This is a genomic window from Flavobacterium sp. Root420 (assembly GCF_001427905.1).
In the GTDB taxonomy this organism is placed as follows: Bacteria; Bacteroidota; Bacteroidia; order Flavobacteriales; family Flavobacteriaceae; genus Flavobacterium.
Window position 1 is genome coordinate 91,546 of sequence record NZ_LMEF01000023.1, and the last position, 24,682, is coordinate 116,227.

Consider the following 24,682-nt stretch of genomic DNA (forward strand, 5'->3'; position numbering starts at 1 on the left):
TTTATATGAATATAAGTAAAATAAGAGTAACATTTTTGTTATTAGTTTATTTTCGATTCAATTTTAGCTTTTCTAATCTGCCACTTAAATTTTCTTGGCATATGATTGCCCATTAAATAGCCCCACGGTTCTAAAGATTCGATTCGTTCAAAAATAATTTTTAAAATTGCCAGTAACGGAATTGCCAAAAACATACCCGAAATTCCTGCAGCAGCACCCCCAACAATAATTCCTATAATAGATACAAAAGCATTGATCTCTACTTTTGAATTAATTATTAAAGGCACAAGCAGATTATTATCGATTAACTGAACAATAACATTTACAAGTAAAATACTTAAAATTACTGAAGTTTCAGGAGTTGCGGTTAAGGAAGCTAAAAGACTAATCACACCCGCAATTGTTATTCCTATATAAGGTATCAAATTTAATATTCCGGTTATTAATCCTAACAGAATAAAATATTTTACACCCACAATCCACAGGCCTAAACCCGTAAGAATTGAAACTGCAATCATTTCTAATAATAAGCTGACAATATAATTGTTTATTGAAAGTCTAATTTGTGCAAGAATATCTTTTAGGGCAGGGTGATCTTCTTTATTAATTAATTTTGCCAAAAAAAGAATAAAATGGTCTTTATAAAGTAGAAACAAGAAAGTGTAAATAGGGATGATAGTACAATCTAGAAGAAGATCTGTAATTGATAATATCGCCGAACTAACAGTACCAGCACCTCCATTTTTTACTGAATCTTTTGTTACGGTATCAATGTATTTTTTTTGTTCGCCAATGCTAATATGAAAATTCTCCTTTATAAATTTATGAACCTCAGTGATAAAATAATTGGTGTTTTTCTTTATGGCATCAAAATCGTTGGCAATATCTTTGACCTGATAAGAGATAAAAACTAGGATTCCAACAATAAGCGCGGCAAATGTTAGGACACAAATTATTGCAGCAAGATGCCGTGAAAATTTAAATCTTACATTTAATAAGGTGAAAATAGGGAGTAATAAAACGGCAAATAAAAAGGCCATTAATACAGGTGTAATAATATTTTTTCCAATGCAGAATATTGCAGCAAAACAAATTAAACTTACAAGTATAAGGGAAAGTTTTGCATAAAAAGGCAATTTGACTGAACGAATCATTTTGGTAGTAAAAAATTAGGTTTAGAAATCGGAATAAGATCTAAACAAATTTCCTTATTTTTTCCAAAAACAGCGTTGTACGTTTCTGTAGTAACGTTATAAAATTCCCATTCACATTTAATCGAAAAACTCTTTGTCTTCGTAATGCGTTGGCATAATAGAAATGCCTTTTTGGAGTAATAGATTATTTGGAAAAATGATTCTTTCGCCTTCTTTGGTTCTTAAGTTGACATGAAAAGCGCTAATATCTTCGATTTCAGCTTCAATTGGAAAGTCTTTATCATGAATTTTAATCGTGTCACCAATTTTGAAAGGAAACGAAAAAAACAAAATCATCCCAGAAGTAATATTGCTCAAAATAGACCATTGCGCGAACATAGCAACACCAATAACAGTTGTAACGGAGGAAACCGTAAAAAAAATATCCTCGGTATTAACGCCCCAAATGATAATCAAACTTATCGTAACCAAAATATTCATCAAAATATGAATGTATTTGATCACTAAATTTGTTCGATGTTCTAATAATTGACTGCTGCTAGCGTACCGACGAATCAATTTGGCAACAATAATTCTTAAAGCCGCCAGGGTTAAAAGAAGTATTATAGTTGTTACTATTTCCTGACTATATTCTTTAAAAGAAAACATAAATTATTTTTTTACACTAAAGTACTCAAATATTCGTAAACTTTTGCTGTCGGTAATCCCATAACATTGGTGTAAGAGCCTTCAACTTTTGCAACTGCCATAAAACCAAACCATTCCTGAATGCCATATGCACCAGCTTTGTCATAAGGTTTGTAATTTTCTATATAATACAAAATAGCTTCGTCAGATAAATCATTGAAAGTTACTTTAGTAACATCATTTAAAAGAGTAGAAGCAGTGTTGGTTTTAAAACAAACTGATGTAAAAACTTCGTGAGAGGTATTTGACATTGATCTGATCATTTCAAAAGCTTCATCAGCATTTTTAGGTTTTCCTAAAGCTTTATTTTGATGCCATACAATGGTGTCGCTGGTTATTAATATTTCATTTTCTTTGAGTTCACCTTCAAAAGCATTTGCTTTTAATTGGGCTAAAAAATCAGTGATCTCAACCGCTTTTAATTCAGGCGGATAAATTTCTTCAACATCTTTCAGTCTAATTTCGAAATCCAAATCTAAATCCTTGAAAAATTGCTGTCTTCGTGGCGAGCCAGAAGCCAGAATCAGGGTATATTTTTTTAATTTTTCTTTAAGCATTGAATTTGATATTTAAGGTAATAACTACTATTGATAAAATTCCGAAAAGTAAAATCAATTTTAAAACGGTACTTAAATGATGAAAATCTTTTTGTGATTTTGCACTAAATATTTTTACTATGAAATACAAAAGAGGAGCTAAAACAAAAGCAAAGGCATATAAAGTTACAATAAGAAGATCGTTTTCTACAAAGTATTTATTGATATAAAGCAACGATAATATAAACGGAACAATAGCAAATCCCAAGGCAATTTTTGCGGTTCTGCTTATTCCAATTGCAATTGGTAACGTATTCATTCCTTGATTATAATCGCCATTTACATCTTCAATATCTTTCACTATTTCACGAATAAAATTAATCATAAAAGCAAACAACGCATAATCAATTAATATTGAAAACAAACTCGCCATTTGCGCCTGATTGTCAACATCTGTTGCTGGAAAAATATCAAAAATACCAATGATAATAACACTTAAAGCAAGTAGTAATGCTACGACAAAATTCCCTAAAAGCATGATCTGTTTTAAAGTTGTCGAATAGAAATAAAGCAAAGAAGCAATTAAGATAAAAATAGTAGCAAAACCAGGTCTCATAATCACATTTGACAAATAAAATCCAATCGCAACACCCGTAATATTTAATCCGAAATAGATATTATAAGCACGTGTTTCGGTAATTCCTTTCCCAATAACAACATCATTTGGCTTGTTGATGGTGTCTGAGGCAACATCAAAAATATTATTAATCACATAACCCGCAGCGGCCAATAAAATGGTGCTTAAAACCAATAATCCATATTGCCAATCAGTTAAAGCTAATTGAATATCTTGTTGTTTTAAAAATGAATAACGAAATAATAGCTGCATAAATGCAAGCATCAATAGATTTTGGTACCGAATGAGTTTGAGGTATTTCATTTTTTTCTTTAGTTACAAAGGTTCAGAGAGACAAAGGTTCAAAGGTTTTATTGAATGAATAATTCACAATTAACCATTATTAATCATGTTTTCCGTTAAAATATTCCATCCATTTTCCCTGCACTTTCATTACTTGTTCAATTACGTCACGTGCAGCGCCTCTTCCTCCTTTTACGTGTGAGATATAACGGCTGATATTTTTGATTTCAGGGCTTGCATCTTGTGGGCAGGTTGGTAATCCAACTAATTTCATGACATGAAAGTCAGGAATATCGTCGCCCATGTATAATACTTGTTCTGGTTTTATATTGTAAATATCGGTGTATTCCTTAAAGGTTTCTACTTTATCAGGAGTTCCTAAATGAATATCAGTAATCCCTAAATTACGAAGTCTAACGCGAACGCCTTCATTGCTTCCGCCAGAAATAACGCAGACATTATAGCCGCTTTCTACAGCTGCTTTCATGGCATAACCATCACGAATATTCATTGTGCGAAGAATTTCTCCTTCATTGGTTACAAAAACTGAACTGTCTGTAAGTACACCATCAACATCAAAAATAAACGTTGTGATGTCATTCATTATTTCTTTATAACTTTTTGCCATTATGCTGTATAGATTGTGTTAGTATTTTATAAATATTCTTTTGATTTTCTGTGGTTAAATAATTCAAATGTGCTTTAATTGTACTGGAGTCATTGCGTTTTGCAGGTCCTGTTTGTGCATCAATTGGGTCTAAAGTTTTTATTTTTTCAGCAGTTTCCTGAATCAAGGGTTTCAAAATCTCAAACGAAACCTGATTTTCATCACAAATTTCCTGACCAATCTGATATAAATGGTTCGTGAAATTATTCACAAAAACGGCTGCTACATGCAATGCTTTTCGTTGTTCTGAATTTATTGGAAAAACGGCATTTGAAATACTTTTGGCGACAGTTTCCAAAACACGAAAGTCAAATGTATTTTCAGCTTCCAGACAAATCGGAATTACAGAAAAATCAATGTCTTTATTCTTTGAAAAAGTTTGAAGGGGATAAAAAACGCCTTTACGATTTTTATCGTCTAACGTTTCGATGGAAGCTGCTCCCGAAGTATGAACCACAAGTTGATTGTTAAACGGTATTTTTTGTGAAACTTCTGAAATTGAATTGTCTGAAACAGCAATAATATATAAATCAGCTTCTTTTAAATTTTCAAAATCATTTACAATTTTATCATAATCAATTAGAGAAGCCAAAGTTTCTTTTTTTCTCGAAAATACTTGTGCAATTTCGACAGCTTCACTTTTAGAGAAAGCTTTTATCAAATGCTGCGCAACATTTCCTGAACCAATTAACGTTATTCGAATCATAAAGCAAAAATAAGATTATTTTTTAAAGTAGGTTGTTTTTACCAGTTTGTCCTTCATTTAAAAACCTCTTAATTATTTAAATTTTTACACAAAATAAAAACCCGTTACTTAACTAATTATAAGTAACGGGTTTATTCTAAATTTTAGTGCGTTTAAAGTTTTACGGCGCCTTTTGAAACGGCTTCGCTAATAGTTGTTTTTTTAACATATTCTGTTTTTTTAGAAGAAATTAATTCTATTTTTTCACTTGCAGTACCATCAATTATAACGGCTTTTGGCGAAGTGGAGTTGAATTCAACATCTTTCAGAACCATATTTTTACCATTGTATATTTCGAATATCGTCGGATTTTTAATATCTAATTTGGCATTAGTAATTTTAATTCCGTTAGCATCAATTATAGAAAACCCTTTATCAGCGGTTATAATCAAATTAGAAAGTTCGATGTTTTGCAGATTCATTTCTGGTAAACCTTGTAAAAATACAGCCTGCTGTGCCCCTTTAATCGTAATATTTTTGATTGAAATATTTTTAAACTGAGGTGTTTCTTCGTTTACCGGAATTACCTGAGTTTTAATTTTAGTATCTCCTTCTGCCAATGTTTCTTCTATAGATTTTCCTCCATAATAGAGATTAAAAGAAATCGCCTGAGATGGAATATCAGTCATAAAAATATCCGAAATAAAGATATTTTCAACTACTCCGCCACGTCCTCTGTTGCTTTTAAAACGAAGTCCAACATCCGTCCCCATAAAAGTACAGTTTGAAACGTGAAGATTTTTTACGCCGCCTGACATTTCACTTCCAACAGTTACACCGCCATGTCCATGATATACGATATTGTTTTTTACAATTATATTTTCACACGGAACACCTCTTTCACGACCATCCTTATCTTTTCCTGATTTGATACAAATCGCGTCATCACCTACATCAAAACTAGAATTTTCTACCAATACATTTTTACATGATTCAACGTCAAGTCCATCTCCGTTTTGAGAATGCCACGGATTTCTAACGGTAACATTACGAACAATTAAATCTTCAACCATAAGTGGATGAATATTCCATGCCGGAGAATTTTGAAAAACCGGTCCGTCAAAAAGAACTCTTTTACTATTCTGGATACTCACCATTACCGGACGAAGAAAGTCATGAATAGCTTCAAATTCTTCTTTGGTTTTTAAATCAAGACGTACATTTTGATCGGCTCCAACAGAAGCTTTCATAAAAGTCTCAGATGGATACCAGCTTTCTTTTTTATCATTTAAAACACCTCCAGAAGCAATTACTTTTTTCCATTGGCTTTCGGTTAGTTTGCTCTTTTTTACTTGTCTCCAAACTTCTCCTGAACCGTCCCAAACACCATTTCCTGTAAAAGCAATATTTTCAAGATTTTTACCGTAAATAGGAGAGATGCAACGCCAGGTATTCAATCCCTCAAAACTGGTTTGAATAATAGGATATAAACTTTTATCGGTTGAAAATTTTATTAATGCACCTGTTTCAGCGTGCAATTCAATATTACTTTTTAAGATAATCGGACCCGTAAGCCAGATTCCTGGTGGAATTATTATTTTTCCACCACCTTTTTTTGAAACGGCATCTATGGCATCGGCGAAAGCCTTAGTGTTTAAAACATAACCACCGTTAATAGCACCAAATTCTTTTATGTTTACGGTATTATTTGGGATTTTTGGCTCTTGAATTTTTGCCATTTTAAATTCAATATTTTCGTACGAATCGTAAGGCTGTGAATTTTGGGCAATTGTATTAGTTGACCAGTTTCCTAGTAAAATGGTTAGAGCAATACAAAATAAGTTAATAGGTTTAGTTTTCATGCTTTTAATTATATGAAGTTTGGTTGTTAGTAGAAACAATTCTTATAAATAAGTTGATTTTTTAATGATAGTAAAAAAATAGCTCCAATAAAAAACAAATTTACAATGTAATCGATTACACAAATCTAATAAAAAATATTTACTATCAAAGAAATTATTGAATTCTATTTAATTCGGGTTTGTTAATGAAATTTAAAAATGAAACTAGCCTTTTTTGGTTTTTATTAACAAAAGGCAAATATTGGAACTCAACATTTTTAAGTACTTTTGTGGCACTTTTATACAATGTAATTCCTCAGAAATGGATAAAAAAATATTCTCTTTTTTGTTTTCTACACGATTAATGGCCGTTCTTTTTTTAACATTCGCAATCGCAATGGGTGTTGGAACTTTTATCGAAAGTAAATACAATACTGATACTGCCAGAATTTTAATTTACAATACCAAATGGTTCGAGGCTATAATGGTCTTTTTCATGATTAACTTCTTCGGAAACATCAAACGTTACCAACTATTAAGAAAAGAAAAATGGGCAACTTTATTACTACATATTGCCTTTATCTTTATTCTTTTAGGAGCTTTTATTACGCGTTATATTAGCTATGAAGGTATGATGCCAATTCGTGAAGGCGCTGCAGAGAATCAAATTTATTCTGATAAAACATTCTTAACTGTTTTTGCAGACGGAGAATACAAAGGCGAAATGAAACGCAGGGTTTTTGAAAAAAGCCTTTTGTTTTCGCCTGTTACCAATAATGATTTTACTCTTTCAGGTCAATTTGACGAAACTCCTTTTGAAGTTACTTACGTAAACTACATTATGGGAGCTAAAGAAACAGTAAAACCAGATCCTAAAGGAACTTTATATTTGAAATTAGTTGAAGCAGGAGCGGGAGGACGTGAAGAACATTATTTGAAAGAAGGTGAAGTTCAGAATATCCATAATGTTCTATTTGCTTTGAATAAACAAACTGACGGCGCTATCAATATTACGACAACCGGAGAAAAATATACAATTCAAACGCCATTTGAAGGAGAATTTATGCGAATGGCAGATAAATTGAAAGGAACTGTTACAAAAGATAATGTGCAACCTTTAATGATGCGTTCTTTATACAGTATTGGTGATATCCGAATTGTTTTTCCGGACCCGGCTGTTAGAGGAATTATAGATTATGAATCTAATAATGACTTCAAAGCAAAATCTCATCATGATGCTTTAATTGTAAAAGTAAAAGCTGATGGAGAAGAAAAACAAGTACGTCTTTTAGGTTCTAAAGGTTCAGTAGGAGAGCCACAAACAGTTAAAATTGGAAAAATAGAATACAGTTTATTCTACGGAAGTAAAGCATATGTGTTGCCTTTTAAAGTAAAACTAAACGATTTTATTGCTACTAAATACCCGGGAACTGAGAAAAGTTATTCGGCTTTTGAAAGCAAAGTTACCGTTCAGGATTCATCAGAAACCTTTGATGCCAGAATTTATATGAACCATGTATTAGACCATAAAGGATATCGTTTTTTCCAGTCTTCATTTGATCCGGATGAAAAAGGAACCGTATTATCTGTAAACCATGATTTCTGGGGAACTTCAATTACGTATTTAGGTTATTTTATGTTATTCTTCGGATTAATGGCCATTATGTTCACTAAAGGTTCTCGTTTTGCAGATCTTAAGCGAAAATTGGAGAAAGTAAAAGAGAAAAAAGAAAAGCTAATTACTATTTTGGTTTTAATGATCGGTTTGAGCGGTTTTGCTCAGGCACCACATGTTCATACGCCTGGTCATGATCACAATCATACAACAGATCCAAACGATCATGCGAATCACGTTACAGCTGCTCCAAGTCAGAAACAATTAGATTCATTATTATCGATCTATAAAGTCCCGGAAGCGCATGCAGCCAAATTTGGTCGATTGATTATTCAGGATGCAGGTGGTAGAATGAAACCTATTAATACTTTCTCATCTGAATTATTGAGAAAAGTTAGCCAAAGTGACACTTATAATGGAATGAATTCTGATCAGGTATTTTTGTCTATGACGCAATACGCTCAGGTTTGGATACAAGTTCCGATCATTTATCTTAATACAAAAGACGATAGTATTCGTAAAATTATTGGTATTGACAGAAAAGCAAAACTGGCACCCTTTGTCAAGTTTTTTGATGAAAACGGAAACTATAAACTTTCACCATATTTAGATGCGGCGTATAAAGCAGCAAATCCGAATAGTTTTGAGAAAGATTTTATTGAAACCGATAAAAAGGTAAACTTAATGGAATCTGCCTTAAGCGGAAGTATTTTGAGAATTTTCCCGATTCCAAATGATCCAAATAACAAATGGATTTCTTATTTAGAAATTGAACATGCAGGTTTAAAGGGAATGGATGCTACTTATGTGAAGCAAATTTTACCTTTATATTTCAGCGCGCTTAATAATGGATCGATTTCTAAAGATTTTAAAACTGCTGATCAATTAGTAGAAAGTATTGATGGTTTTCAGAAGAAATTTGGAAGTAAAGTTCGCCCAAGCGAAAGGAAAATAGATCTTGAAATCGCCTATAACAAATACAATATTTTACCAAAAATGTTTTATTGGTATTCGCTTTCGGGTATCTTCATGTTGATCTTTACTTTATTTAGTATTTTCTTCGATAAAAAGTTTTTACGCATTACTGTAAATGGTTTTCATATTTTAATTGGGCTAATATTTGCATTTCATACCGTTGCATTAATTGCACGTTGGTATATTTCGGGTCACGCACCGTGGAGTAACGCTTATGAAGCAATTGTTTATGTGGCTTGGTCAACAATGTTCTTCGGATTGGCTTTTGACAGAAAATCAAAACTTACGGTTGCATCTGCAGCATTTGTTACTTCGATGATTTTTATGGCAGCAAACGCCAACTGGATAGATCCTGAAATTGCTAATTTACAGCCTGTTTTAAATTCGTATTGGTTAATGATTCACGTTGCAGTAATTGTGGCAAGTTACGGGCCTACCGCACTTTCAATGATTTTAGGTTTTGTAGCCCTGATATTGATTTTCTTTACCAATGAGAAAAACAAAGCCAAAATGGAATTAAACATAAAAGAGATTACTTATATCAACGAAATGTCGCTTACAATTGGTTTGATCATGTTAACTATTGGTAACTTCCTTGGAGGACAATGGGCCAATGAAAGCTGGGGACGTTACTGGGGATGGGATCCAAAAGAAACCTGGGCTTTGATTTCGATCATGGTTTATGCGTTTGTGATTCACGCTCGTTTTGTTCCTTCTTTAAGAGGAAAATGGTTCTTTAATTTAATGAGTATGTATGCTTTTATTTCTATCTTGTTTACTTACTATGGTGTAAACTTTCACTTGGTTGGGTTACACTCGTATGCAAGTGGAGAAGCACATTCTTTAAGCTGGATTTGGTATTCATTAGGAACGATATCTTTAATTGGAATTGTTACTTATCCGAAATACAGTAAATATTATAAAAGCAAAAAAATCAAAAAATAGATAATTATAAAGTGTAATTATTAATTCATAAAAAAGGTTCAATGTAATGTTGAACCTTTTTTGATTTAAAATTATACCTGATGACAATTTTCGCATATTACTTCCATTTTATGGTATTTAATTCAAATAATTTTATCCGATTTTATTCTTTTTAAAGCCATTAGGAAACATAATTGCCAATAGTACTACAATTAATAAAAAATTATATTCAACACCATTTCTTCCGCCACCAACTACAAACCAGCCTTCCTGAAAATGAACTAAAACGATTCCCATAATTAAAACAAAAATGGTTATGAATCCGGCCAGTTTCACATATTTATTCAGAATTAAAAGTATCGCTGCAACAACGTGCGATAATTTGATAGACCAGGCCAGAAAAACACCAAAAGGAGCAAACCCAATCTGATTTAAATATAAATTTCCAAAGTCATTTATACCGTTGTTAAACATTCCAAAAACGGAATGCGTGAGAAGGATAATAGCGACAGCAATTCTTAAAAGTAAAGTTCCGTTCATTTTTGGTTTTCGTTAGTTAGTAGAATTAAAAATAATAAAAAAACGCACATTAAATAAATTAATATGCGTTTAAAGTTTTATACTAAGTTACTATTTAAACTTTTCCTAAAGTATACAATTGTGTCATTGTTGGAATTAAGCTTCCTCCGGCAGGTTCTAATGTTATACCAAAAGCCTCAGCTTCGTTAGTACGGTCTACAGCAAAGATTTTATTTGAATTTCCTTCAAAATCGCTCAATAAACCAATACTTGTCGGTGTAAGCACCGGACTTAATTTCAATGCCCAAACCTGATAAACCATTCCTTTTGGAGGTTTAGGTAAACCGGCAGCATCAATATAAGTGGTTTTGGTCTCTTTGTTCCAATACACTTTTGCAAATGATGCTGGCGAAACAGCCTGACCACCAAGTGTTACTCCTGTGTTTTTGATATCCCTAACGATTGTTAAACTTTTCTCAGTTTCTTTATTTTTTTGATCTAAATAAGCAAACTCTCTTTCGATTTTAGTTTTTTCATTACCAACAGTTGAAATAGCATCTTTGGTTTTTGTCAATTCTAAAGTTTGATATCCAAGTCCTAAAAGGAATAAAACTGCTGCGGCCCAGCCCACATATTGTGACCATTTCGAAGTCGGTTTTATTTCGACTACTTTGCCATGTTTTAGTTCTAAACGGGCTTTTATCTTCTCGAAATTGGCTACAGAATGAAAAGGAGAGAAGCTTGATGATAAAGCTACAATAGCTTTTTCTATCGAAATAATTTCCTGATCCACTTCCGGACTTTTTTTAGCCATCTCGGCTATTTCTAAATTTTCAGTTTCGGTTAATAAACCATAAACGTATAGTTCTAGAATTCCTGATTCTATATATTCTTGTGCTTCCATTAGATTTTTAAATAATTACGTAAATCATTGATACAATTTCTGTTTTGCGTTTTGATAGTTCCCAGTGGCAATGCCAATTCTTCTGAAGCTTCTTGTTGGGTATATCCTTTAAAAAATAACAAATCGATAATTTCAATACATTTTGGTTTCAGTTTTTTGACGAATTCCTGAATCCCAATGGTATCAATTTTATTAAGCAGTTTGTTACTGTCGTCTAACAGATTTACGAAATTATCTGATGAAAGGTTTTTTTTGCTGTTATTAAAGTTTTTAGATCTTAATTTATCTATTGAGGTATTTCGGGCAATATTAAGGATCCACGTATAAAAGCGGCCTTTACTTTCATTATACGAATCGATATTTTTCCAGATTTTCACAAAAACTTCTTGCAAAACATCTTCAGATTCTTCCCTATTTTTTATCAAAACATGGATGACCGAAAATAAACTTTTGGAATACATATCATACAAGTGGGTAAAAGCTCTTTCGTCTTTTTTGTAGATCAAAACTAATAGTTCTTCTTGACTCATAGATTAAGGTTTTAAAGTTTAAACAAAATTTATTAAGCAATATTGTATTAATTGAGATAAAGATAATTTATTTTTTTATCAAAAATAGATTTTTTTTAACAACAGAACCCTTAGTGAAATAAGGGATTTAGAAAAAAATATTGATTTTTTTTATTTTTTTTAAAACCAAAAGCAACCCAATTACGTAAATGCTGTTATAACATAAAAAGTACTATTCGATAAAACAACATTTTCATAAATAACACTTTTGTTTGCTTATAATTAGCATGTTAGAAATAAATCAAAAATATTTATTTTAACATTCGTTTAAAGAATTATTTAAAATTAATCGTGATAAAAAAGAATGATACTATGAAAAATCTGAATAAATTAAAAATTTTAATTATAGGTCTGACTAGTGTTTTAGCATTGTCAAATTTGAATAATAAAAATTTTCGAAAAGGAATGGTTCATCATTCGGCTTTAAATGTTGTAGTTTGTCAAAGCGATTGTATTCAAATTAACAGTTAAAGATTAATAGTTGATGTCCCCGGACTTCCAACCCGAAAATTATTTGCAAACTGTATTTTCCAAATTAAATCGAATTGAGATTTCCATATACACGCCATTAAAAAGATCAGCTGGGGAATATGAATTAGAGTTTTAAAATTAATTTTCACTATAACCGGAAGGCATCAACTATAATTTAAAGATAAAGTAACTATAAGGTAAGGATTCAGGATAGCACCAATTTTCTTATTTTATAAAATTAAAGGATAATATTAATTCATGGTTTGATTTGTTTGTATGGGAGAAGCCTAACGAGTGATTAACGTTAGGCTTCGTTTTTTTATTTAACTTATGTTTAATAAAAATAAAGCGATCAAAGTCTTTCTGTAAAACAGATTTTAACTAATTTTATAAAAAATTAAACGATGAATAAAATAGCATTTTTAGTTTGTAGTGCCGTCTTTTTAATGGCGTCACAACTTCAGGCACAAACAAGTATCAATAAATCTAAAACAGAAAAAGTTATGGGAAAACAAACCATCTATCAATTTAAAGTTGAAGATTTATCAGGAAACGTTTTTGATTTTGCTTCTTTAAAAGGAAAAAAAATCATGATTGTAAACACCGCTTCAAAATGCGGATTAACGCCTCAATACAAAGATCTTGAAGCTGTTTACAAAGAATATAAAGACAAAGGTTTTGTAATTGTTGGTTTCCCTGCAAACAATTTTGCCTCTCAGGAACCAGGTACCAATGAAGAAATTCAAGCGTTTTGCCAATTAAATTACGGTGTAACCTTCCCAATGATGGACAAAGTTTCGGTAAAAGGAGATGATATGTGTGAGGTTTATAAATTCTTAACACAAAAATCGAAAAACGGTTTACAGGATTCTGAAGTAGAATGGAACTTCCAAAAATACTTAATCAATGAAAAAGGTGAACTCGTAAAAGTAATCAAACCAAAAACACTAGTTACAGAACCAGAAGTGATTAATTGGATTAAAAGCTAATTCAAAATAATCTCAACCAAAAAATCCACAAATTTGAATTTTGAAACTCAAGTTTGTGGATTTTTTTATTGAAAAGCTTAATAGTTTACGACCTTAATAAAAACCTTGTGTTCTTTGCGTTTAATGGATTGAAGTGATTTAACCGCAAGGTTCGCAAAGAGTTACGCAATAGATGCAAAGTACTTACAAGCAAAGCTTTGCGAACTTTGCGTTTTCTAAGGGTAAGCTAAGGCAAAAAACCTTTGCGCCCTTTGCGGTTAAGCAAGGATCAACTGCATAAAAACCAAATCAAGCCAATGATCAAATTTGTAACCCACTTCACGAATTGTTCCCGTTACCACAAAACCAAATTTCTCATGAAAAGCAATACTTCCTGCATTATCAGCGTCAATAGCTCCAATCATAACGTGATATCCTTGTTCTTTGGCCAGGCGAATCAATTCTGTCAATAATTGAGACCCAATGCCTTTTCCAATCAAATGATCCACCACATAAACCGAATGCTCAACCGTATATTGATAACCAATTTTTTCACGGAACTGTCCATAGCTGCCAAAACCAACCACTTCGCCATCTAGATCAGCAACCACAATAGGAAGATTTTTTGCAGTTTTATCTTCAAACCATTTTGTTTGAACGTCAATAGTTTGAATGTCATAACTGTAGTTTGCAGTTGTATACAGAATGGAATGGTTTACAATGTCCAGAATTTTTTCTAAATCATTTTTTGTCGCAGGTCTCAGAGTAAGGCTCATGGTTTTAATTTTTTTTAGCCACGAATTCACGAATTTTTTATTTTAATAATTCGTGAATTCGTGGCTATTTTTTTTATTTAGTGTTCAATTCAGCTAATAAAGTGTCAACCTCTTTAGTGTTCCAGGTCATTTCGGTACAAATAACTTTGGCATCATTGGCATATTGCAAAGCTGATTTTTTGTCTTTAATTTTATGGTAAAGTCTTGCGACGAGCAAATTTCCATCGTAAGAATCATTTAATTCTAAAGAATGTTTTACCCAGAAAATAGATTTTTTCAGGCTTTCTGTATCTTTAATATGTTTCAAATAAGTTTGCCCAATATCTTTCAGAAAGCTGGCATCATTCCAAACTAATTTTTGTGTATTTTCTAGTGTCACTGTTTTATAGAACTGCCATTTTTCAGTTCTTTCTGCCAAAGTCAAATCAAATTTAAAAACCAAAGAATCTGTCTTTTGCAACCGAATAGATTTTGCAACTTCTCTCTGTTTGTAATAGTTTACAGTATCTAAATTGTCAACTAAAGGACGAAGTAATTCGGTAACAATACTTTCTACTTTACGATCTACACGATTTTGCGAAGCCACAGCAGCAAATTCCTTTTGATGTTTTAAAACGTATTGAAACTCTCTCGAATTAATATCCGTAACACCATTGGCTATAATTCGCCAATTCGTTTCACTAACCAATTGCATATCTGACTGTGTTTTTAGATAAATATGAGTGGGAACAGATAATTCCGTTCTGTCTTTTCCTTTTTTTAAAGTGTTTAGGTAAGCAAAAAACTTGTTAGAATTACTAGGGTCTGAAAGAAATTCTTTTTCTAAATAAGGCAATTGCATTCTTGAATTCAAGGCATATTTTACTTCGCTCATGAACTCGGCGGTTTTCATTTCGCCTTTCAGTGCATATAAAAGTGTTTCATTAGAATCTAAAAACAAAAAAGTAGGCAACGATTTGGTATTGTATTTATTCTTAAGCGCTAATCCTTCTTCTTTTTCAATGTTTTTCCAAATGCAGACATAATTTTCCTTCAAAAAATTGATCACATTCGGATCACTAAAAACTTCTTTTTTCATCAGATTACAATGCGGACACCAGTCGGCATAAAGCATTATAAAAAGTGGTTTTCCTGCTGTTTTTGCAGTTTCTAAAGCTTTTTTATAAGGCGTATCATCAGGTACAAATTGATTTTGTGACTTTACGGTTTGTATCGAAATACAAAGTAAAAAAAGATAGATGAAACGCATACAAAGTTTATTTTGATCAAAAAAAATGCTTTTACAAATATATTTCCTTTTTATAAAAACCGCCTTAATATCTTCCTAATTTATAAGTAAATCAAATGTGAAGTTTGTAACTTTGTGATGTCAAAAAAAATCTTCAAGTTTAGATTTTCTTTAAAAATAATACACCATAAGAATGATTTACCCCAAAATACCGCTTGCTCAGAGCATTATCGAAATTTGTTTAGCAAAAGGAATTACTAATATTATTATTTCTCCTGGATCACGAAATGCACCTTTAACGATAGGTTTTGCACAAAATCCTAATTTTACTTGTTATAGCATAGCAGATGAACGTTGCGCTGCTTTTTTTGCATTGGGAATCGCACAGCAAACTAAAAAGCCAACTGCCCTTGTTTGTACTTCTGGTTCAGCACTTTTGAATTATTATCCGGCTGTAGCCGAAGCCTTTTACAGTCAGATTCCATTGATAATAATTTCAGCAGATCGTCCGCAAAGTAAAATTGATATTGGAGACGGACAAACAATTCGTCAGGAAAATGTTTTTCAGAATCATTCGGTTTTTAATGCCAATTTAGCAGAAGAAGCTTCTGATGAAAATGACTTAAAAATCAACAAAGCTATCGAAACTGCGATTCTTCAAAAAGGACCGGTTCATATTAATGCACCTTTTGAAGAACCTTTGTATGAAACGGTAGAAACACTTTCTGTTCAACCAAAAATCACGAATTCAGAAGAAATCATCGGTACAAAAACTATTGAAAATGTGGCCGATTTTGTTTCAATCTGGAATTCAGCCAAACGCAAATTAATCTTGGTTGGCGTAAATGAAGCTAACGTTATCGAGCAGGAAATTATCGACAATTTTGCAAAAGATCCGTCTGTTGTAGTGCTGACAGAAACGACTTCAAACTTACATCATCCCGATTTTATTAATAGCATAGATACTTTAATTACACCATTTGACGATGTTGATTTTAAAGAGCTTAATCCAGATATTTTAATAACTTTTGGAGGTATGATTGTGTCTAAACGTATCAAAGGTTTCCTGCGTAAACACAAACCAAAAGAGCATTGGCATATTGATACATTGAGGGCTTACGATACATTCAATGCTTTGACAAAACATTTTGTAATGCAGCCAAATGATTTCTTTACCGATTTGTTTTCAAAAACAAGCTTTACAAAAAGTAAATATGCTGAAAAAATTGGTACAATTTATAAATTTCGTAAAATCAAAAGAAATCAATACCTGGAAAAAATACCCTTTTCAGATTTTAAAGTTTTCGAGAAAGTTATCGAATCGTTACCTAAAAACAGCCAGTTGCAAATTAGTAATAGTTCAGCCATTCGATATGCGCAATTAATTCATATTGATCCTTCAATAGAAGTTTTTTGTAACCGTGGAACGAGTGGAATTGACGGAAGTACATCAACAGCTATTGGTGCTTCAGTAGGAAGCAGAAAACCAAATGTTTTTATTACCGGAGACATTAGCTTTTTGTACGACAGCAATGCTTTGTGGAATTCATACATCCCAAAAAACTTCAAAATTATTTTGATCAATAATGGAGGAGGAGGAATTTTTAGAATTTTACCAGGCCATGAAGAAAAACCTGTTTTCAATACGTATTTTGAAACTTCACACCATTTAACTGCTGAGCATTTGGCGAAAATGTATCAGTTTGAATATATAACAGCTTCCGATACGAAATCATTGGAAAATGGAATTGATAAGCTTTATTCACAGAACGATAAACCTGTTATTTTAGAAGTCTTTACACCGACCAGAGAAAATGATGTCATTCTAAAACAATATTTTAAAGAGCTGGTTTAAGACTAGTATATAAAAAGAAAAGCGCCTTACAAGGCGCTTTTCTATTGAAATAAAATCTTAACGAATCGGAAGTGGGAAAACCGGTATGCTGGCATGGCCTAACGCATCAACTGTTTGTACGGCAAAGAAATAATTGTCTTTAGAATACGGGATCTCAGCTTTGGTATCTTTTACAAAAAATGTTTTTTCCCAATGAGATGATGATGTTTCTCTCATCAAAATCTGATAACCAAATTGCGGTTTATCTTCTGGAGCACTCCAAATTAATGTAGAAGAGTTAGAAAGGTTTTTAACTTCAATTCCAACATTGACAGGTGCTTTTGGAGACCATGCCAGATTAGCTAAAACCGCTAAGTTGGAGCAGGTATTTTTTCTTAAATAATTAAAATCCATAAATTCAGGAAGGTCGCCATATTTTATATTGTTTTCCGTTCTTAAATCCTGATGCTGGTGATCAAAATTTTCATTCATTTCGCAAAAGCGAACTGCTGTAAATCCGTTTTGACTAAAAGGAGTATGATCTCCTCCGCGTAAAAAACGATCATTTCTGTACACTAATTTTACAGAAAGCTGGTCTACATATTGTTCTGTAGTTGTTTTAATATAGCGTGCCAATAATCTCGAAGGGCTGTCATTATCACGATTAATTGATTTACGCATTTTGGCTTCATCTTCGGTTTCTAAAAACGGAATAGTTTCGCTAAAAACTCTGATTTGTGTATTGTCTCTTAAATTAGTTCCGCTGGATAAACTGTTTCCAATCATGTCATTATTAAGCATGGCGATGATATTCCAGTTTGATTCTTTAGCGAATTCAGCCAAATGACGGGCTCCAATAAGTCCTTGTTCTTCACCAACAACAGCAACAAAAATAATAGTTGCCGGAAAAGATCTTTTGCTCATTATTTTAGCCAATTCGATAACAGCTGCAACACCAGAACCATCGTCATTGGCACCGGGAGCGTCAGATTTTATATTCATTACATCAGAAACGCGTGAATCAAGATGTCCACTAATAATAAGTACACGATTATCATTAGGATCTGTTCCCTTTAAAGTAGCCATTACATTACCAAGCTGGCTATCTACTTTAACACGTTTTCCATCTGCCTTAACTGTAAAATAATCAATTGTAGAAGTTAATCTTCCACCAGATTCTAACGCATATTTGTCAAACTCAGATTTTACCCATTGTTGTGCGGCTCCAATACCTTTTGTTTTGCTTTTGGTATCGCTTAATGTATGTCTGGTTCCAAAAGTCACCAGTTTTCTGACAGTTGCTTCGAGGTTTTCGGCTTTAACTTCTGAAATCATCTTTTTAATTTCCGGATCCTCAGCAACCTGCGAAATACCCGTCTGAGAAAATAGTAAAAAGGCAAAAACGAAGTAAAAAGTAATTTTTTTCATTGATTTGGAGTTAATTTAGGTTCTCAAATTTAATTAAAAAGCATAAACTATAATAAGATGGGGATTGCTTTTTTTTAATCCAAAATATTTTTCGGTTTACCATTTTCAAACTTCGTACATTTGCAGCTAGAAACTTAGTCATTTATCGACTCAGAACTTAAGAATATGATTGAAATAGGAAAATACAATACACTTACCATATTACGCGATACCAAAGTCGGGTTATTTTTAGGAAATCCTGAAAAAGATCCTGAAGGAATTCACGATATATTATTACCGAATAAATACGTTCCAAACGAATTTGAAATAGGCGAGGAGCTTATAGTTTTCGTTTATTTAGACCACGAACAACGTCCGGTGGCGACGACACTTGAACCTTATATTTTATTGAATGAATTTGCACTTTTAAGAGTAAATTATATCAATCAGGTTGGTGCTTTTATGGATTGGGGAATGGAGAAAGATATTCTTGTTCCGTTTAAAGAACAGGCTCGCCCTATGGAAAAAGGAAAACGTTACTTAGTTTACCTTTATATGGATGAAAAAACCAATCGCTTGGTGGCTTCAAGTAAATTGAATCAATTTTTAAATAACGATCAGCTTACAGTTGAAAAAGGAGAAGAAGTTGATTTGATAGTCTCACACATTACTGAATTAGGTATCAATGTTATCATCAATGAACAACACAAGGGTTTGTTATATAAAGATGAAGTTTATGATGACGCGATTAGAACCGGAGACAGAATGATCGGTTTTATTAAAAACATTCGTCCGGATAATAAAATAGATGTTGCTCTACAAGTGCAAGGTTATCAAAGTATTGAGCCAAATGCTGAAAAGATTTTGGATGAATTACGTGCCAATCGCGGTTTCCTGAGACTAAATGACGCCTCACATCCGGAAGACATTAAAACGGTTTTAAAAATGAGTAAAAAAACCTTTAAAAAAGCAATTGGAGCTTTATACAAAGATAAACTCATCGAAATCAAAGAAGATGGAATTTATCTGGTAAAAGAAAATTAGATTTTCTAAAATTCCAATATTTAAATTCCATAAGAATTATTTAGAATTTATAGCTTGGAGTTTGGAATTTATTCGCAAGAATCATTATAACAAGAAAGGCTGCTCATTACAAGCAGCCTTTCTCTTTTTATTCAGTTTTAAAAAAAATTGTAATTAAAAAAAAACAGAAATAAAATAATTCGAATCCATTAAAAGAATAACAACTTTATAAATTTTAGGAGTTACGCTCTCATCTGGTATGTCTTTAAACAATCAATACGTTCATCTTAAAAGCAAAAAATCAATTTCGCGGCTAATCCATTTGGTTGATAAAATAACTTATAGAATGTTCTGGTTAGCATTTTCTTCTTTTTCGTAATCAATCTTATACTAATTACTTAAACAATTCTAGCATTTAACCTTAGGTGTTACTATCTCCTTTTTGAAGTCTTAACAAACGCATAAATCATTTGCTCATTAGTCAAAGGTTTACTAATAAAAACCGTAAAAAAATGAGCGACAAAATTTTTAATTTTTCTCAAAAAAAGTCATTTTTTAGGTTAATAAATCAGTGAAAGAAAATCAATCATAAATCAGTGAAATAAAATGTATCTCATTGATTTCTAGGGTATAAAATTACTTAATTATTTTTGAAATCCAATGTTAAATAATGTTATTTTTTGTTAGTAAATAGTTTCTGCTGCATTCTAAAGTTATTTTCATGCAGACTTAAGCCGATTTGAGTAGGTAAAAATGTAAAAATGCTTTATTTTTACACTATAATTATTAAAACTAAACAAATAGAAATGGATTGGATCACTGCCAGAGAATTTGAAGATATAACCTATAAAAAATGTAATGGAGTTGCCAGAATAGCATTTAACAGACCTAATGTTAGAAATGCTTTCCGCCCAAAAACAACTTCAGAATTATACCAGGCTTTTTACGATGCACAAGAAGATACTTCGATAGGAGTAGTGTTACTTTCTGCTGAAGGCCCATCAACTAAAGATGGCGTTTATTCTTTTTGCAGTGGTGGCGATCAAAACGCTCGCGGACATCAGGGTTATGTAGGTGAAGATGGACAACATCGTCTAAATATTCTGGAAGTACAACGTTTAATTCGTTTTATGCCAAAAGTAGTTATTGCCGTTGTTCCGGGTTGGGCAGTTGGTGGTGGACATAGCTTGCATGTTGTTTGCGATATGACTTTAGCCAGTAAAGAACATGCTATTTTCAAACAAACAGATGCTGATGTTACCAGTTTTGACGGAGGTTACGGATCTGCTTATTTAGCAAAAATGGTGGGGCAGAAAAAAGCACGTGAGATTTTCTTTTTAGGAAGAAATTATTCAGCTCAGGAAGCAATGGATATGGGAATGGTAAACGCTGTTATTCCTCACGACGAACTTGAAGCTACTGCTTATGAATGGGCACAGGAAATTCTTCAAAAATCTCCAACTTCTATAAAAATGCTAAAATTCGCCATGAACCTAACAGACGACGGAATGGTAGGACAACAGGTTTTTGCCGGAGAAGCAACTCGTTTGGCCTACATGACCGAAGAAGCAAAAGAAGGTAGAAACGCATTCTTAGAAAAAAGAAAACCAAATTTCGGAGAAAATAAATGGCTTCCTTAAAAATATTTTAGATTTTAGATTGCAGATTTTAGATTTTTAAAATCTGTGATCTTAATTCAGAATCTAATAATCTAAAATCAAAACTCTAAAATCTAAAATTTAAAAGAATGAAACATTGGATTGAAGCCGCCAGACTGCGCACATTGCCTTTATCAGTTTCCGGAATTATAGTAGGAAGTATATACGCCTTATCAAACCCAACTGCAACCATCAATACACCAACAGAAGTATTCAGTTGGAAAATTTTTGGTTTTGCACTTTTAACAACACTTGGTTTACAGGTTTTATCCAATTTTGCAAATGATTACGGAGATGGTGTAAAAGGTACAGACAATGAAGATCGTGTTGGCCCGCAACGTGCCATTCAAAGCGGCGTGATTACGCCTCAGGCTATGAAAAAAGCTATTATTATTACTGCTTCATTGACTTTATTGTCAGCTATCATATTAATTTATTTTGCTTTTGGGGAAAGTAATTTCGGTTATTCAATTTTCTTTTTATTGTTAGGAATTGCAGCAATTGCTTCTGCGATTCGTTATACCGTTGGTAACTCAGCTTATGGCTACAGAGGTTTTGGAGATATTTTTGTTTTCGTTTTCTTCGGATTAGTAAGTACTTTGGGTGTTAACTTTTTATATTCAAAAGAAATAGATCCACTTTTAATTTTACCGGCAATCTCTATCGGATTATTAAGTGTAGGTGTTTTAAACCTAAACAATATGCGTGATGAAGAATCTGATAAAAAATCAGGCAAAAACACTATTGTAGTGCAAATTGGTGGTGCAAAAGCCAAAATTTATCATTTCACATTGATTATTACAGCGATGCTTTTGGTGCTTATTTTTGCTATTTTGAGCGATTATCGTTTCGACCAATATTTATTTTTATTGGCTTATATTCCTTTAACTAAACATTTAATCACCGTTTATAAAAACCAAGATCCAAAGCTTTTAGATCCGGAATTAAAAAAAGTGGCGTTAAGCACTTTCTTGCTTTCAATATTTTTGACAGTATGTATGATTTCGTTAATTTCAGATATCATTGTTAATCTCTTCTTAGGAGGAAGATAAGATAAAGTTCAACTTTAAATTGTATAAAAATGAAAATCACATTCTACGGACACGCTTCTTTAGGCATTGAAGTTGGAGGAAAACATATTCTTGTTGATCCTTTTATTACAGGAAATCCACAAGCTGCGGGAATTGATATAGACACATTAAAAGCCGATTATATTTTGCTTACACATGCGCATGGCGATCACGTTTTAGACGTTGAAGCTATCGCAAATCGTACCAATGCAGTAATCGTTTCTAATGCAGAAATAACAAGTTATTATGCCAAATTAGGCCATAATGCACACCCGATGAACCATGGTGGAAGCTGGAAATTCGATTTCGGAATAGTAAAATATGTAAACGCTATTCACTCAAGTTCTTTTCCAGACGGAAGTTACGGCGGAAATCCCGGAGGTTTTGTTATTGAAGGAGAACATAAAAACATCTACATTGCAGGCGACACAGCTCTTACAATGGATATGAAACTGATTCCGATGCGTACCAAGTTAGATTTAGCGATTCTTCCAATCGGAAGCAATTTTACTATGGATGTTGAAGATGCTATTATTGCGTCTGATTTTGTAGAATGCGATAAAATCTTAGGTTATCATTTTGATACTTTTGGTTACATCGAAATCAATCACGAAGAATCAATTCGAAAATTTTTCGATAAAGGAAAAGATTTAATGCTTTTGGAAATCGGAGAATCTATTGAATTATAATTAATTGTCATTCTGAGCGAAGTCGAAGAATAAGGAGCTAATCCCGCTATCCGCTATATCTTTTGTGCCGAACCCCGGCACAAAAGGATATCGCTTCTATCGGGGCTAGGGGACTTGGTTTCAAAAGAACATTTATTTTGGCATAATATATGTCATCATTAAATGATCAAAATAAAATTTAATAATCCAGTTTTAATTCGTGCATTCGTGGCTAAAAAACTTATTACCATAAATATGAATTTCAAAAAAATAATTTTATCTCTTTTAATTATTGTTTCCTTTAATTCTTTTGCCCAAAAAGATGGTTATTGGGACAAAGAGCGTGCAACAACCAAAGAAATCATAGTTTCTGCACGCGACCGAATCACTTTAAAAACAGAAGATCTTCCTGTTGGAACCACAGAAATTGTATACCGAATTACGCTTTTAGATGAAAACCAGCAAATGGCGAATAGTTTGGTTTCGGTATTAAAAGCAATTCCGGACCCAACCGGAATAAGTCAGGGTTCTGCCGGAGCCGTTTTTCTAATGTCAAAAATTTCCGGTGACGACAACTGCACTTATGCACTTTTTACTTCAGAAGAATATGCAAAAAAATACATTGACGACGGAAAAACAGACAAAGCCTGTTACGCCCAAGTCGATGAAGTAAGTAAAGATGCGAAAAGATTATCATTAGACAAATCTTCTTGTTTAGGACAAGACATCAGCACAATTTGGTTTGGTTTTCACAGCAAAAACTGGCTTTTGAATCAAAAAATTGTTTTAGAAGTGGTGCCTTGGGTTGATACCAAATTGAACCGTGGCTGGAATCAGGATAACAAAAATGAAATCATCAGCTTATGCAAAACATCAACAATGGCTCAAAAAATGGCTAATTCTGATGATTTTTGCGTTTGTATTTTAGATAAAATTATAAAACAATATCGTTATTCAGAATTTCAAAAGTTATTGCCAATCGAAAAAAACAAAGTATATAAAGATTTTGGAAATGCTTGTTATAAAGACGCTGACATCTCTAAAAACGTATACGGCGATTTACGAACACAGGCTGCTACATTAATAAAATTGCAAAAATACAATGAAGCAATTCCGAAGTTAAATACAATTATTAACGACGGAAAAGCAACAGTTTTAGACTACAGTTCAATTGGTTACTGCTATATTTTGACCAAACAATATGCAAAAGCTATTAAATTCTTAAAAGAAGGCGAGAAGCTCGACGATACAGAATTGGAGATAAAATTAAACCTTGCTCATGTTTATTTATTAAGTGATGATTATGGTACTGCAAAACCAATTTACAAAAAATATCAAACGCAAAATGTAACCGACAGCCTAAGCTGGACAGATAAAACAAGACTTGATTTTACGAATTTCAAAAAAGCAGGTTTACCATCAAAAGACTTCGAAAAAGTATTGAAGCTTTATAATTAGTAAATTTTCCACCATATAAGTTATATAAGTTCATTTTATAGTGGGCTGAAGATTTAGCTTATATTTCTTTCTAGTTACTAAATTAAGCGAAACTTAAATTTTCTTATATCACTTAGATGGTGAAAA

General features: G+C 32.4%; 21 protein-coding genes. 8 read left to right on the forward strand and 13 right to left on the reverse strand.

Going from position 1 to position 24,682, the window contains the following annotated elements; genetic code table 11:
- Positions 1–41 precede the first annotated feature (41 nt).
- The 7 genes from ASC72_RS12385 to ASC72_RS12415 all read right to left on the reverse strand — a co-directional run bounded on the left by ASC72_RS12385 (position 42) and on the right by ASC72_RS12415 (position 6,510).
- A complete protein-coding gene (locus ASC72_RS12385) occupies positions 42–1,154 on the reverse strand; it encodes an AI-2E family transporter (protein WP_056191149.1) in 1,113 nt (370 codons plus the stop codon).
- Between the two features lie 117 nt (positions 1,155–1,271).
- Positions 1,272–1,802 (reverse strand): mechanosensitive ion channel domain-containing protein, encoded by a 531-nt coding sequence (locus ASC72_RS12390; RefSeq protein WP_056191151.1) that lies wholly within the window; start codon positions 1,800–1,802, stop codon positions 1,272–1,274.
- An 11-nt stretch (positions 1,803–1,813) separates the two neighbouring features.
- A complete protein-coding gene (locus ASC72_RS12395) occupies positions 1,814–2,398 on the reverse strand; it encodes a Maf-like protein (protein ID WP_056191153.1) in 585 nt (194 codons plus the stop codon).
- Positions 2,391–3,317 (reverse strand): geranylgeranylglycerol-phosphate geranylgeranyltransferase, encoded by a 927-nt coding sequence (locus ASC72_RS12400; protein WP_082564299.1) that lies wholly within the window; start codon positions 3,315–3,317, stop codon positions 2,391–2,393. Before ASC72_RS12400 ends, ASC72_RS12395 begins: the two co-directional genes overlap by 8 nt.
- Positions 3,318–3,396: 79 nt before the next feature.
- Positions 3,397–3,924 carry an HAD family hydrolase gene (locus ASC72_RS12405; RefSeq protein WP_056191155.1) on the reverse strand — a complete coding sequence of 176 codons (528 nt, stop codon included), beginning with the start codon at positions 3,922–3,924 and terminating at the stop codon, positions 3,397–3,399.
- Positions 3,908–4,669 (reverse strand): Rossmann-like and DUF2520 domain-containing protein, encoded by a 762-nt coding sequence (locus ASC72_RS12410; protein WP_056191157.1) that lies wholly within the window; start codon positions 4,667–4,669, stop codon positions 3,908–3,910. Before ASC72_RS12410 ends, ASC72_RS12405 begins: the two co-directional genes overlap by 17 nt.
- A gap of 152 nt (positions 4,670–4,821) precedes the next feature.
- Complete coding sequence (locus tag ASC72_RS12415) at positions 4,822–6,510, reverse strand: glycoside hydrolase family 28 protein (RefSeq protein ID WP_056191159.1); 1,689 nt, start codon at positions 6,508–6,510, stop codon at positions 4,822–4,824.
- A 301-nt stretch (positions 6,511–6,811) separates the two neighbouring features.
- On the opposite strand from ASC72_RS12415, the gene ccsA reads away from it, so the two are divergent.
- Positions 6,812–10,024 (forward strand): cytochrome c biogenesis protein CcsA, encoded by a 3,213-nt coding sequence (ccsA, locus tag ASC72_RS12420; protein WP_056191161.1) that lies wholly within the window; start codon positions 6,812–6,814, stop codon positions 10,022–10,024.
- A 132-nt stretch (positions 10,025–10,156) separates the two neighbouring features.
- Here the strand turns inward: ccsA and ASC72_RS12425 are convergent, their stop codons facing one another.
- The 3 genes from ASC72_RS12425 to ASC72_RS12435 all read right to left on the reverse strand — a co-directional run bounded on the left by ASC72_RS12425 (position 10,157) and on the right by ASC72_RS12435 (position 11,956).
- The gene (locus ASC72_RS12425) at positions 10,157–10,543 is read right to left on the reverse strand and encodes a DoxX family protein (protein ID WP_056191163.1); all 387 of its coding nucleotides are present in this window, start codon (positions 10,541–10,543) and stop codon (positions 10,157–10,159) included.
- Between the two features lie 94 nt (positions 10,544–10,637).
- Complete coding sequence (locus tag ASC72_RS12430; protein WP_056191165.1) at positions 10,638–11,426, reverse strand: anti-sigma factor domain-containing protein; 789 nt, start codon at positions 11,424–11,426, stop codon at positions 10,638–10,640.
- Positions 11,426–11,956: an RNA polymerase sigma factor gene (locus ASC72_RS12435; RefSeq protein ID WP_056191167.1), complete on the reverse strand. Its 531-nt coding sequence runs from the start codon at positions 11,954–11,956 to the stop codon at positions 11,426–11,428. Before ASC72_RS12435 ends, ASC72_RS12430 begins: the two co-directional genes overlap by 1 nt.
- A 914-nt stretch (positions 11,957–12,870) precedes the next feature.
- Between ASC72_RS12435 and ASC72_RS12440 the strand changes: the two genes are divergently transcribed.
- Positions 12,871–13,455, forward strand: a complete 585-nt coding sequence (locus ASC72_RS12440; RefSeq protein ID WP_056191169.1) for a glutathione peroxidase — start codon at positions 12,871–12,873, stop codon at positions 13,453–13,455.
- Between the two features lie 257 nt (positions 13,456–13,712).
- Here ASC72_RS12440 and ASC72_RS12445 read toward each other — a convergent pair whose 3' ends face one another.
- Both ASC72_RS12445 and ASC72_RS12450 read right to left on the reverse strand, forming a co-directional pair.
- Positions 13,713–14,210 carry a GNAT family N-acetyltransferase gene (locus ASC72_RS12445; RefSeq protein ID WP_056191171.1) on the reverse strand — a complete coding sequence of 166 codons (498 nt, stop codon included), beginning with the start codon at positions 14,208–14,210 and terminating at the stop codon, positions 13,713–13,715.
- 73 nt (positions 14,211–14,283) lie between these two features.
- Positions 14,284–15,459: a thioredoxin fold domain-containing protein gene (locus ASC72_RS12450; RefSeq protein WP_056191172.1), complete on the reverse strand. Its 1,176-nt coding sequence runs from the start codon at positions 15,457–15,459 to the stop codon at positions 14,284–14,286.
- A gap of 172 nt (positions 15,460–15,631) precedes the next feature.
- Between ASC72_RS12450 and menD the strand changes: the two genes are divergently transcribed.
- Positions 15,632–17,293, forward strand: a complete 1,662-nt coding sequence (gene menD / locus ASC72_RS12455) for a 2-succinyl-5-enolpyruvyl-6-hydroxy-3-cyclohexene-1-carboxylic-acid synthase (protein ID WP_056191175.1) — start codon at positions 15,632–15,634, stop codon at positions 17,291–17,293.
- Between the two features lie 57 nt (positions 17,294–17,350).
- On the opposite strand, the gene ASC72_RS12460 is transcribed toward menD, so the two are convergent.
- The gene (locus ASC72_RS12460; RefSeq protein ID WP_056191177.1) at positions 17,351–18,700 is read right to left on the reverse strand and encodes a M28 family metallopeptidase; all 1,350 of its coding nucleotides are present in this window, start codon (positions 18,698–18,700) and stop codon (positions 17,351–17,353) included.
- 165 nt (positions 18,701–18,865) lie between these two features.
- Between ASC72_RS12460 and ASC72_RS12465 the strand changes: the two genes are divergently transcribed.
- The 5 genes from ASC72_RS12465 (at position 18,866) to ASC72_RS12485 (ending at position 24,556) form a co-directional block, all read left to right on the forward strand.
- Complete coding sequence (locus ASC72_RS12465; protein ID WP_056191179.1) at positions 18,866–19,723, forward strand: S1 RNA-binding domain-containing protein; 858 nt, start codon at positions 18,866–18,868, stop codon at positions 19,721–19,723.
- Positions 19,724–20,508: 785 nt separating this feature from the next.
- The gene (locus ASC72_RS12470) at positions 20,509–21,342 is read left to right on the forward strand and encodes a 1,4-dihydroxy-2-naphthoyl-CoA synthase (protein WP_017498510.1); all 834 of its coding nucleotides are present in this window, start codon (positions 20,509–20,511) and stop codon (positions 21,340–21,342) included.
- A gap of 107 nt (positions 21,343–21,449) precedes the next feature.
- Positions 21,450–22,412: a 1,4-dihydroxy-2-naphthoate octaprenyltransferase gene (gene menA, locus ASC72_RS12475; protein ID WP_056191181.1), complete on the forward strand. Its 963-nt coding sequence runs from the start codon at positions 21,450–21,452 to the stop codon at positions 22,410–22,412.
- A gap of 29 nt (positions 22,413–22,441) precedes the next feature.
- On the forward strand, positions 22,442–23,119 hold the full coding sequence (locus ASC72_RS12480; RefSeq protein ID WP_056191183.1) for a metal-dependent hydrolase: 678 nt from the start codon (positions 22,442–22,444) through the stop codon (positions 23,117–23,119).
- A 234-nt stretch (positions 23,120–23,353) separates the two neighbouring features.
- A complete protein-coding gene (locus tag ASC72_RS12485; protein ID WP_056191927.1) occupies positions 23,354–24,556 on the forward strand; it encodes a M48 family metallopeptidase in 1,203 nt (400 codons plus the stop codon).
- Positions 24,557–24,682: the final 126 nt, after the last annotated feature.